Origin of the sequence: Pedobacter aquatilis, assembly GCF_032678425.1 — a bacterium.
Taxonomy (GTDB): Bacteria; Bacteroidota; Bacteroidia; order Sphingobacteriales; family Sphingobacteriaceae; genus Pedobacter; species Pedobacter aquatilis_B.
Genome location: NZ_JAVTSG010000001.1, coordinates 887614 through 899563 on the forward strand (window position 1 = coordinate 887614; position 11950 = coordinate 899563).

10 protein-coding genes are annotated in these 11950 nt (G+C 36.1%); 7 read left to right on the top strand and 3 right to left on the bottom strand.

Annotated features, from left to right (window positions below; translation table 11 throughout):
* The first annotated feature begins 59 nt into the window (after positions 1–59).
* Positions 60–2099, top strand: coding sequence for a glycoside hydrolase family 65 protein (locus R2Q16_RS03690; RefSeq protein WP_316735227.1), 2040 nt, complete (start codon positions 60–62; stop codon positions 2097–2099).
* A 35-nt stretch (positions 2100–2134) separates the two neighbouring features.
* Here R2Q16_RS03690 and treF read toward each other — a convergent pair whose 3' ends face one another.
* Positions 2135–3736 carry an alpha,alpha-trehalase TreF gene (gene treF / locus R2Q16_RS03695; RefSeq protein ID WP_316735228.1) on the bottom strand — a complete coding sequence of 534 codons (1602 nt, stop codon included), beginning with the start codon at positions 3734–3736 and terminating at the stop codon, positions 2135–2137.
* Positions 3737–3887: 151 nt separating this feature from the next.
* Between treF and R2Q16_RS03700 the strand changes: the two genes are divergently transcribed.
* Both R2Q16_RS03700 and R2Q16_RS03705 read left to right on the top strand, forming a co-directional pair.
* On the top strand, positions 3888–6020 hold the full coding sequence (locus tag R2Q16_RS03700) for a S9 family peptidase (protein ID WP_316735229.1): 2133 nt from the start codon (positions 3888–3890) through the stop codon (positions 6018–6020).
* A 130-nt stretch (positions 6021–6150) separates the two neighbouring features.
* A complete protein-coding gene (locus R2Q16_RS03705) occupies positions 6151–6909 on the top strand; it encodes a hypothetical protein (RefSeq protein WP_316735230.1) in 759 nt (252 codons plus the stop codon).
* 115 nt (positions 6910–7024) lie between these two features.
* Here R2Q16_RS03705 and R2Q16_RS03710 read toward each other — a convergent pair whose 3' ends face one another.
* On the bottom strand, positions 7025–7204 hold the full coding sequence (locus R2Q16_RS03710) for a hypothetical protein (protein ID WP_316735231.1): 180 nt from the start codon (positions 7202–7204) through the stop codon (positions 7025–7027).
* A 496-nt stretch (positions 7205–7700) separates the two neighbouring features.
* On the opposite strand from R2Q16_RS03710, the gene R2Q16_RS03715 reads away from it, so the two are divergent.
* Both R2Q16_RS03715 and R2Q16_RS03720 read left to right on the top strand, forming a co-directional pair.
* Positions 7701–9320, top strand: coding sequence for a glycoside hydrolase family 3 protein (locus R2Q16_RS03715; RefSeq protein WP_410478152.1), 1620 nt, complete (start codon positions 7701–7703; stop codon positions 9318–9320).
* Between the two features lie 148 nt (positions 9321–9468).
* On the top strand, positions 9469–9675 hold the full coding sequence (locus R2Q16_RS03720) for a hypothetical protein (RefSeq protein WP_316735233.1): 207 nt from the start codon (positions 9469–9471) through the stop codon (positions 9673–9675).
* Positions 9676–9740: 65 nt separating this feature from the next.
* Here the strand turns inward: R2Q16_RS03720 and R2Q16_RS03725 are convergent, their stop codons facing one another.
* Positions 9741–10274 carry a thioredoxin family protein gene (locus R2Q16_RS03725; RefSeq protein WP_316735234.1) on the bottom strand — a complete coding sequence of 178 codons (534 nt, stop codon included), beginning with the start codon at positions 10272–10274 and terminating at the stop codon, positions 9741–9743.
* A gap of 111 nt (positions 10275–10385) precedes the next feature.
* Between R2Q16_RS03725 and R2Q16_RS03730 the strand changes: the two genes are divergently transcribed.
* Both R2Q16_RS03730 and R2Q16_RS03735 read left to right on the top strand, forming a co-directional pair.
* Positions 10386–11042, top strand: coding sequence for a TatD family hydrolase (locus tag R2Q16_RS03730; RefSeq protein WP_316735235.1), 657 nt, complete (start codon positions 10386–10388; stop codon positions 11040–11042).
* A 40-nt stretch (positions 11043–11082) separates the two neighbouring features.
* Positions 11083–11877: a tRNA threonylcarbamoyladenosine dehydratase gene (locus R2Q16_RS03735; protein WP_316735236.1), complete on the top strand. Its 795-nt coding sequence runs from the start codon at positions 11083–11085 to the stop codon at positions 11875–11877.
* The last annotated feature ends 73 nt before the right edge of the window (positions 11878–11950 follow it).

The following is an 11950-nucleotide window of genomic DNA, read 5'->3' on the forward strand; positions in this document are numbered from 1 at the left end:
TATTAAACATAACTAAGCCTGATTAATTTCAGGCTTAGTTATTTAATACAAATCCAATTATGAAAAAAATAACGCTACTGTTTTTAACAACGCTATTTTTTAGCCTAATATTAAAAGCACAGCATCCCTGGAAAATAAAAGCAGATAAAATTGAGCCTGGTAAATATTATGGTATAACGGTTGCCAATGGAATTATCGGCGTAGTATCCTCTCCCGAACCCTTCAAAGTAAAAAATGTTGTTCTGGCGGGAGCGTATGATACATATGGTCGTGGTCGCGTGAGCAATTTCTTAAACGGTTTCAACCTATTAAATATGTATATTGAGATTGACGGCAAAAGGCTCGATGCTCAAAATACCCAAGGTTTACAGCAAGAGCTGGATATGCAACATGCCGCTTTCAGTACACAACTTAATTATGGTAGTAAAGCAATTATAACATATACTTATTATGCGTTAAGGCACTTACCATTTTCGGTATTGATTGATGTTACCATAACTGCAAAGGAAGACTTAAAATTGACGGCTGCCAGTGTTATGGAAACCCCAGATGCACTTCGTGATGTAGAGAACTACTACAATGAAATTGACAGACCGCATGTAACCCTAAGTTTGTTAACATCAACAGCAAAAAGCCCTACTGGCAAATTACAGCTATGTGCTTCAAACAGTTTTCTATTTAATGAAGAACATGGTAGCGAGCCTAAAATTATCCACGAAATGTGGGATAATAACAGCCATTTAATGAAGTTTAATAAGGTATTGAAGGCTGGCGAAAGCTATAAGTATTCGGTTGTAGGTAGTACAATAAGTTCTGCACAACATGCCGACCCGCTTAATGAAGCAGAACGTATGACAATTTACGCCAAATTAGAAGGTCATGATAGGTTGGTAAAATTTCACAATTCGGCATGGGATGAACTTTGGAAATCAGATATTCTAATAGATGGTGATCCGCAAGCGCAACAAGATATACATAGCATGTTGTATCATCTTACTTCATTTTCTCGGGCAGGAACCTCATATTCTCTTTCCCCAATGGGATTATCGGGTTTGGGCTACAATGGACATGTTTTTTGGGACACCGACATCTGGATGTTTCCGGCTTTATTAGTTCTCCATCCCGACATTGCAAAATCTTTAATCGAATACAGATTTGAACGATTAGAACCCGCGAGAAAAAATTCCTTTTCACATGGTTTCAAAGGTGCAATGTATCCTTGGGAAAGTGCAGATTCTGGTGTAGAAGAGACACCGGTATGGGCTTTAAGCGGGCCATTTGAACATCATATATCTGCTGATGTTGCTTTAGCTGCATGGAATTATTATTGCGTAACGCAAGATAAAACCTGGCTAAAGGAAAAGGGTTGGCCTATCTTATCGCAAACTGCCGAATTTTGGGCGAGCAGAGTTGAACGAAACGGTGCAAGTCAGTATGATATTAAAAATGTTGTTGCCGCCGATGAATGGGCAGAAAATGTAGATAATAATGCTTTCACAAATGCTGCGGCTAAGCTAAATCTAAAAAATGCAAATCTTGCAGCGGCCATTTTAGGGATACCGCAAAACAAAGATTGGGAATTAGTTGAAAAGAATATTCCAATATTAAAATTCCCTGATGGCGTTACGAGAGAACATGCAAGTTACAAAGGCGAAGGCATTAAGCAGGGCGATGTAAACTTACTGGCTTATCCATTAAAATCGATTACTGACAAAAATCAGATTGAAAAAGATTTAGCTTATTATGAAACCAGAGTACCAGATGAAGGTACACCTGCCATGACACATGCAATATTCGCACTATTATATGCACGAACTGGTCATGCCGATAAAGCTTATCGTTATTTTAAAGAAGCATATCAGCCAAACTTAAACCCACCATTTAGGGTTATTGCAGAAACTAAGGGTGGCACAAATCCGTATTTTGCAACTGGTGCTGGTGGTGTTTTGCAAAGTGTTTTAATGGGTTTTGGCGGCTTAGATATCACCAACAAAGGTATTGTTCAAATTCCTAGTGTTTTACCTGAGCATTGGAAATCGGTTACAATCAATGGTGTTGGTACCGAAAAGAAAACCTTTACAGTTCAACAAAAGAAATAAAAAAAATGCCGCTTAAAACTCAAGCGGCATTTTTTCTAAGGTTTCATCAATTTTAAGAGGACACCGTTTGTCCATCCAAAGCCATCTTGCAAAGGATATTCGCCTCCACCTCCGCCCTTGCTATTGGTTTCAACTACATTGTATTTTTCCATCAGCTTACCTGTATCTTTAAAAACTGCTGTATTAAGATTTATCCACCTCTCGGCAATGTTATCAGCTAGTTTATCAAAGCCATAATTCTGCAAACCTTTAATACTTATATATTGCAGAGGTGCCCATGCATTTGGTGCATCCCATTGCTCTTTGGTTGTTGTTAAGGTTGTGATTAATCCTCCTGATTTTAAAAAATCCTTCTCAATTCGTTCTGAAACCGATTTCGCCTGAGCTGGAGTTGCCAGCTTAAAATAAAGTGGGAATGAGGCCGCCAAGGTTAACTGATTTGATAAGGATTTAGTTTTCCAATTGTAATCGGTAAAAAAGTTATGCTCGGTGTTCCAGAAATATTTTAAAATTGCCGTTTTACGGGTTTGCGCCCTTGCGCTAAACAGCAATGATTTCGAATGATTTCCCACCTGCTTATTTGCTTCCGATATTGCAATTTCCAGATTATACATCAAGGTATTTAAATCTACAGGCAGTAAATCAGTTGTATTTATACTGCTGAAATTTTTTCCATCTGCAAACCAACGGCTACTGAAATCCCAACCAGATTCTGCTGCAGAACGTACGTTACGCAAAAAAACTGCAGGTTGCTGTTTAGTTAATTTCGCTGCCTCAAAATCTTCTCTGTAAGATTCCTCTCTAGGTTGGTCGCCAGCATCGTAATAGCGGTTTAAAACAGTTCCATCAGTTAATTTTACTGAGTGATTTATCGCATTTCCTCTTTTTAATTCTGCAGCACCTTTCATCCAAAAATTATATTCTTTTTCAAGCGCATCTTTATAATCGCTTATCTTAACATCCTTATTATCTAGCGTTAACAATTGCACCATAGATGCAAAAAATGGCGGTTGAGAACGAGTTAAATAATAACTTCTATTCCCATTGGGTATAAATCCGTAAGTATTAATTAAATAAGCGAAGTTATCAATCATGTCTTTCATGATCTTAATTTTACCAGCTTTTTGCAACCCAAGCATTGTAAAGTACGAATCCCAATAATAAATTTCCCTAAATCTTCCCCCCGGCACGATATAAGGTTTTGGCAATGGAAGTAAAGAGGTTTTGAACTTAGATGCCGTATCCGGATTTCTTCTTAAAACTGTCCATAAAGTATCTAAATGTTTATCGATTCCTGCACTAATGTTTGATTGATAAACTGCATTATGATTTTCAGGCATAGAAAAATGCTCATTTACAAACTTTTTTAAATCAAAATCCTTCAAATCTTTTTGTTTTTGATAAGCGGATAAGATATCAGCTGGCTTCATCTTCGGAATTGCATCTACAAAAGACTTTCCATCGGGGTAAATTTTATCAAGCTGAACTTTGTCAAACAATCCCGGGTAAGTTTGCCGCGGACTTAATTCTTTCTGTGCTAAAACGAGATTTGACAACGTTAAAAAACAGGTTATCAAAATTAAATTTTTAATTATCGTTTTTGAGGATGAAAATCTTGCAGTTATTATTTGGCTCATGTTAGATTATATTATATTAAATCTAACAAAACTTAATAGAAAAAATTACTTCAAATTATAATTTTTAGTTTCTTGGATTTTGTATTATTCTTGATAAATTAAAATCTAATGATAAAACAGTTTTAATTTTATCGCAAAGAACAAACAAAATATGAATAAGTATTTATTAAGTGTAACGGCTATTGCAATGGCTTTCTCGGCTAATGCACAGCAAAAAAACGCTTTTACAGTTCAAGATTATGAACATGCTGAAAGCTTTATGAGTTACAATACCGAGAAATTTATTGATGGTGGAAATGTGAGGCCAAACTGGCTTGAAGGCGATAAATTCTGGTACTCTGTAAAAATAAATGGTGAAGAAAAAACCTATCTTGTTGACCCTGCAACCAAAACAAAAACTTTAACAACTGATTATAAATCTAGTAGTGCTCCTCAAGGTCCACGTAGATCCAGAGGTGAAGTTTTATCCCCGGATGGAAAAAAATCAATATTAATTAAAGATTATAATTTATTTGTTAAGGATGTTGCTTCTGGTAAATTAACCCAATTAACAACTGATGGCGTTAAAGATTATGGTTATGCAACAGATAACGCCGGTTGGAAACATAGCGATGGTGCAATACTTCGCTGGTCGCCTGACTCGAAGAAAATTGCAACTTTTCAGCAAGATCAGCGTATTACAAAGGATATGTATTTGGTGACCACAAATGTGGGATCGCCAAGATTAGAAGCCTGGAAATATCCTTTACCGGGTGATAAAGAAATTCCGACAATCAGACGTGTAATTATTGATGTTGAGCAGGCGAAGGTAATTTCTTTGAATGTTGCACCCGACCCACACCGTGCTACCTTGAGTGATGACATTTCAAGCAGCGGTACATTTGATGATATTGACTGGAAAGCCGATGGTTCTGAAGTTGCCTTCGTTTCTACTTCAAGAGACCATAAAATTGAAAAATTCCGCATTGCGAATGCCACAACGGGTGCAGTACGCGAAGTTTTCGAAGAAGTTGTGAAAACACAGTATGAATCTGGTCAAGGTGCAATTAACTGGAGGTATTTGCCAAGCTCGAAAGAAATTATTTGGTATTCGGAGCGTGATAACTGGGGACATCTTTATTTATACGATGCAACAACCGGAAAAGTTAAAAATCAAATAACTAAAGGCGAGTTTGTGGTTGCAAGAGTTGTAAAGGTTGATGAGAAAACCCGTACAATCTATTTTGTTGGAAATGGTAAAGAAACTGGAAATCCATATTTCACACATCTTTATAAAATTGGATTTGATGGTAAAAAACTAATTTCGCTAACACCAGAAGAAGGGAATCATGTTAGTATTTTTTCTCCATCAGGAAAATACATTTTAGATACTTATTCTCAACCTAATGTACCTCCAACTACGGTTTTACGCGATTTGGATGGTAAGCTTATCAGCACTTTAGAAAAAACAGATGTAACAAGATTAGCGGCTACAGGTTGGAAAGCCCCTATACCAGTTACTGTAAAAGCGTATGATGGTAAAACTGATATTTATGGTTTGGTATTTACACCAACAAAAATGGAAGCCGGTAAAAAATATCCGGTTATCGATTATATTTATCCTGGTCCGCAGGGTGGAAGTGTAGGTAGTTGGGCTTTTGCGGCTTCGAGAGGCGATAATCAAGCTTTAGCTGAATTAGGCTTTATCGTTGTGGTGATTGAAGGAACAAGTAATCCAGATCGTTCAAAAAGTTTCCACGATATGAGCTATGGTAATATGGCAGAAAATACACTTCCAGACCAAATCACCGCGATTAAACAACTTTCTGCAAAATACCCAATTGACACTACAAAAGTTGGTATTTGGGGGCATTCAGGTGGTGGTTTTGCAACAGCTGCGGCAATGTTCCGTTACCCTGATTTCTTCAAAGTTGGTATTTCTGAATCAGGAAACCACGATAACAGAAACTATGAGGATGATTGGGGCGAACGTTATAATGGTTTAGTTGAAAATGCTGACTATGAAGCGCAAGCAAATCAGAATTATGCGAAGAACTTAAAAGGTAAGCTAATGCTTGTTCATGGCATGATGGACGATAACGTACCACCTTATAATACTTTATTAGTGGTAGAAGCACTGGAAAAAGCGAATAAATCTTTTGATTTGGTGATTTTCCCTAATAGCGCCCATGGTTTTGGAGCCTATTCTCCATACATGATGCGAAGAAGATGGGATTATTTCGTCCAGCATCTGTTAAACGCAGAACCACCAAAAGATTACCAGGTAAAAGGTCCGACAAGATAAGTTAAAATAACTCAGAGGTTCCGATTTTCATCGGAACCTCTTTTTGTTATACTGGTAGAATAGTTAAGTTCTGTTAAACTTTCGATCTGCAAATAATATTGTATTATTTTAGATGGAAGCCTAAAGGATAATGAAAACATATCTATTCATTGCATTAATTTTAATGACGCAAAAAATTCATACCCAGCAAATTAGTGGGATAGTTTTAGATGCCGAAAGCAAAATTCCTATAGAAAATGTGGTGGTTACTTATGGTATGCAAACCATCATTACAACAAGTACAGGAAAATTTTCCTTTCAAAAGAATAATTCAATTCAAATTTTAAAGTTAACAAAGTTGGGTTATCAGGATCACGAACTAAGCCTGAATCAGAACTTTAAAGATTTCACCGTTTATTTAAAGCAAACATCCATCAATCTGGACGATGTGTTAATTTTTTCAAAACGCGATTACCTTGCCGATTCGCTAAGAATGAGAAAAGAGTTTGCCGCGGTATTTGCCTACAAAGCCCCAACAATAAAAGATATCGTAGTAAAAAAAGGTTTGCGTAGGGCTCCATTTGGCTCCAATTTGGTTTCAAATTCCACATCATCAATTATTAGTTTTGATGTTTTGAAAGCCGTCGGACTACTCACCAAAAATAAATCTTCCATATCTACATTAAAAAAAGTACAGCTAAATGAGGAAGAAACTAAATATGTTGACCACAGGTTTGACATTGAAAAAATAGCTGGTATTACAAAACTAGAAGGCGATTCTTTGCGAAATTTCATTTTTAAATATCGCCCTTCAGCATCAGATATCCGAAAAATGAGCGATTATCAAATACTCATGTATGCAAAGAAAAGTTTCTCTGAATTTATAAAGCCAAACGAAGATTTACCTTAGGCGTTAACTGTTATATTTTGGGTGGAGGAACTAACCCTGATTATTAGGAGGAAAATGGAGGATGTGAAATGTAGCATAGAGACCTATTCCATCTCACATCGTCCATAACATTATACTATTTCTTATTGTCGTATTTACGCTGATTATCCTTATTCGAGGTTTGGTCTGAACGCTGACCGCCGCCATTGGTTATACCTTGAATTTTCTTATCAACTTTAACATCGTGGTTCGCTCTGTCGGCAATAGAATTTCCCTGAACTGTAGGGTTATTCTTTGGTGTATTTACATTTTTCATGGTTAAAAATTTAGTTTAACATTTTTTGTAAAGCGCTATTATACTAACTTTTGATTTTGAATTATGTTTTATCTTTTTTAAGATAGGGATTTGGAGTTGGCGTTTTTGCATTTGAAACACTGCCTTTGTACATAAACCTGATTGGCGTGGAAATACTTTTGGCTTACCAAACTTACGAGATGTGTATAGCATCATTGAGCAGAGACTTTGTAAGTTTAGCCAAAAGATTGAAACAAAAAGCAGGGCTGGTTTTTTGTGAGTATTACTGGATGTTAGTTTTCAGATTATTTTCATTATAAATCATTCAATCAAACTTCACAACCCTGACTAATAAATTGTATTAAATCGATTACTTGGATTGGTTTTTGTTTTATTAGCATTTTACTTATTAATTTAGCCGCTACAACAAAACACCGTGAGAAAGAACTTTATAACACTAATAACCCTTTGCTTGCTTGCATTTTCGGCAGGCGCACAGCAAAATTCATATTTAGAAATGTTAGCCAATCAGCCAAAATGGGTTGATTCTGTTTTTAAAAAATTAAACCGAAGAGAGCGAATTGCACAAATGTTTTTTGTTAGGGCGCACACTAACCTGGGTCAAAAATACATTGATTCGGTTGGTCTGGTAATTAAGAAAGAGCAACTTGGTGGCGTAATTTTTTTCCAGGGAGGTCCGGTTAGGCAGGCTATGGCAACCAATGCTTATCAAAAGGTAAGTAGAGTGCCGTTAATTGTTGCTAATGATGGCGAATGGGGATTAGGAATGCGTTTGGATAGTACAATTTCTTATCCTTATCAGATGACTTTGGGTGCTATCCAAAACAAGGAATTACTTTACAAAATGGGCTTGGAAGTGGCCAAAGATTATAAGCGTTTGGGCATGCAGATGAATTTGGCGCCTGATGCGGATATTAATAACAACCCTAAAAATCCGGTTATTAATTACCGTTCTTTTGGCGAAAATAAGTTTAATGTTGCAGTAAAAACCGGCGCTTACATGAAAGGAATGCAAGATGGTGGTTTATTAACTACTTTAAAGCATTTCCCTGGACATGGCGATACGGATGTAGATTCGCATTACGATTTGCCACAATTAACTTTTAGCGCAACGCGTTTAGACACCTTGGAAATGTATCCTTTTAGGGAACTGATAAAACAAGGTGCTTCGGGAATAATGATTGCGCACATGAATATTCCTTCGCTGGATACGACGAAGAATCTACCATCAACTTTATCAAAACCGATTGTTACAGGTATTTTAAAGCAGAAATTAGGTTTCAAAGGTTTAATTATTTCTGATGCGATGGACATGAAAGGTGTGGTAAAATACTTCAAAAATGGCGAGGCAGATTTGATGGGTATTATTGCCGGCAATGATATTTTAGAGCTTTCGGAAAACAGCGACAGAGCAATTCATTTGGTTAGAAAAGCCATAAGACAAGGTAGAATTGATATTAAGACGATTGATGAAAGTGTTAAGAAAATTTTAACTGCAAAATATTGGGCTGGCTTGGCACAAAAAGATACGATTGTAACCAAGGGTTTAATTGCAGGTATAAATCGTAACTCGAGTAATGCACTTGTACAGGAATTGGCAAATGCATCGGTAACGATGTTAAAGGGTAAGGATTACATTAAAAATATGATTCCGATTAGAAGAACAGCAATTATTAGCGTTGGTGTTCCATCTGTTACGAGATTTCAAAAAGAAATTTCGAAAGGTTTTTACAACTCTGTTTATTATGTGTTAGATAAAGACGCAAGTGCAACACAAATTTCGAATGTTGCCAGAGAAATTGCTGCCTTTGACCAAGTTATTGTTGGTATACACGATAGCCGTTCGAGGCCAGGAAATAACATTCAGCTGAATGCAGGTGTAAAGAATTTTATTAAAGATTTATCGACCAGGAATACTGTTTTTGCATTGTTTGCAAACCCGTATAATCTTGCAGGCTTGCCGGGTTTAGAGAACAGTAAAGGTTTGGTTATCGGCTATCAAAAGGAAGATTATATGCAAATTTCTGCCGCAGCTGTAATTAATAACAGGCTAGTTCCAACCGGGAAATTGCCTGTGAGCATTTTACCGAATTACAAATTTGGTGATGGAATGTAAGTCTTAATCAAATTTTTAGAAAAAGAAACTTAGCCACAGATTGACAGATTAATGAATAAAATAATCTGTCAATCTGTGGCTTTCTTTATTCAGATAAATTCAAAACAATTTCGCTCTTTAAATCATTATCTATTATAAAATAAAAGTTATGATAGACCCAAAGGACGAAGATTATTCGAACGACCCAAATGATGCTTTACGCAGAGAAGATGATATAGAGAATATAAACGAATTGGATGGTGATAATTCCAACGTTGAACATGATAAAGATATGTTGGAGCAAGCTGACGAAGCTTCGAGACCATCTTACGAGTTAAATGTAGATGATTTGAAAGAAGATGATTCTGAAGATTAAAGAAATGCCACAGATTAGCAGATTTGAACTCCAATAATCTGTGGCATTTCTTTTTTTATTTGAACCTACTTAGTTTTCGGCTTGTAAGTATCAGGGCTAACAGCAGCAACCGTCCATCCTTTTAAAAAGGAATTGATTTTTTTAACATCGTGACCAACTTTTCGTTTACCATCTGCTCCAATTTCTTCTGACTCCAGATAGGCTGAATTCTGTATGTGCAACACCTTCCCTTTTCCATCTAAAACTACAAAAACCGGATAACCAAAACGGTTTGGAAAACCGAGATATTTCATCGCTTCATCATTGTGATGATCCTTATCCCAATTCACTAAAACATATTCGAAATTATCGTTTATGGTTTGTTTTAAAATCGCAGTGGTATCAACCAAATTATGAAAAGCAATGCACCATGTACACCAATTTCCGCCCACTTGTACCAATACATGTTTATTGACTTTAGCCGCTTTTTCTGTTGCGATTTTTAAATCGGCCATTGCATTTGCTTCAGGGTTATAAATATGAACACCCTCTTTCTTTGCCTGACCAAAGGCTGAAGCCGAAATAAACAGAATTGTTAATATTGTTATTATTTTTTTCATGATTTTAATAATGATGAAGCAAAAGTAGCAAAGACTACTAACTTTATAGATTATCAATCCTATCTTTTACAGAAGGAATACATTTTTGCAAAAGCTTATCTTTGCTTCTGAATGGATTTTTTAGATATACATACGCATAAAACTTCCCAACAAAAAGGAGTAATTAGTATTCAAAGTTTATCGCTAACCAGCGATATTTTTCTGGCAATGCCAAAAACAAAACCCATTTCAATAGGCTTACATCCGTGGTATGCCAAAAAAGAATTGCTTGAAACACAGTTAAGATATTTAACCGTTCTGGCAAAACAGAAGAATGCGAAATTGATTGGAGAATGTGGTCTTGATAGAATTAAGGGCGAAAGTATTGAAAATCAAATCTATATTTTAGAAAAACAAATTGCTTTAGCTGAACAATTGAACAAGCCCATGATTCTACATTGTGTAAAAGCATTTGCAGAATTAATAGAGATTAAAGATAGGTTGAAAGTAAAAGTACCGATGATAATTCACGGCTTTAATAAAAATGAGGCGTTAGGTAAGCAATTAATAGCAAAAGGCTTTTTTCTCTCCTACGGATCATCAATTTTTAAAGAAAATTCTGGTGCAGCAGAGCTGATTAAACAAAGCGAAAACTTTTTTCTGGAAACGGATGATTCGGAAATACCCATTGAAGAAATTTATCAAGCTGCTTCTATTTTGAAAAAATGTTCGGTTGATGAAATGAAAGCACTTATTTTTGCAAACTGGATTAGATTGAATTTACTTTAACCATTTTTTACTTTTTACTTTACACTTTTTACTTTAAAAAATGTCTGATACAAGCTGGCTTTCACGTTCTGCCCTATTGGTAGGAAATGATGGAATTGATAAATTACAATCTAAACACGTTTTGGTAATTGGTTTAGGAGGTGTTGGTTCTTTCGCAGCAGAATTTATTTGTCGTGCCGGTATTGGCGAAATGACTATTGTTGATGGTGATGTTGTAGACCCAACCAACCGAAACAGACAATTACCTGCCTTGGCTACTAATCACGGTGTAAGTAAAGCCGCAATTATGCAAGAACGGTTAATGGCGATAAATCCCGAATTGAAACTTCATGTGGTAAACACTTTCCTCACACCCGAAAAATGCAGGGAAATTTTAGAATCGAAATTCGATTACATAATGGATTGCATCGACAGCGTGATGCCGAAAATAACGTTGCTTTCAAAAGCATTGGAAAAAAACATTCCAATTGTTAGCTCTATGGGCGCTGGTGGCAAAATGGACCCAACAAAGCTTAGAATAGCCATGTTGCCAGATACTTACCAATGTGTTTTTGCAAGTTATGTTCGTAAAAGGCTTAACAAACTTGTTGGTGCAGCCAAAATAAAAGCCGTTTTCTCTACCGAAGAAATGGATAAAAACTCGATGATAATGACTGATGGAAGTAACTTTAAGCGCTCTGCTTATGGAACAGTTTCTTATCTTCCAGCGGCTTTTGGAGGTACTTGTGCATCGGTTGTCATCCGCGATTTACTTGGACTTAAAATAGAAATGGCCGAACGACCTGCAAGAATCAGCCATAAAACCTTAGCAAAAAGAAAAGCCAAAAAGAAATAGAATTGAACCAATTGTGGATATCATGATTTCGGGAAAATTTTAAATTGTTGTAAGTTTAAAAATTCCGAAAAAC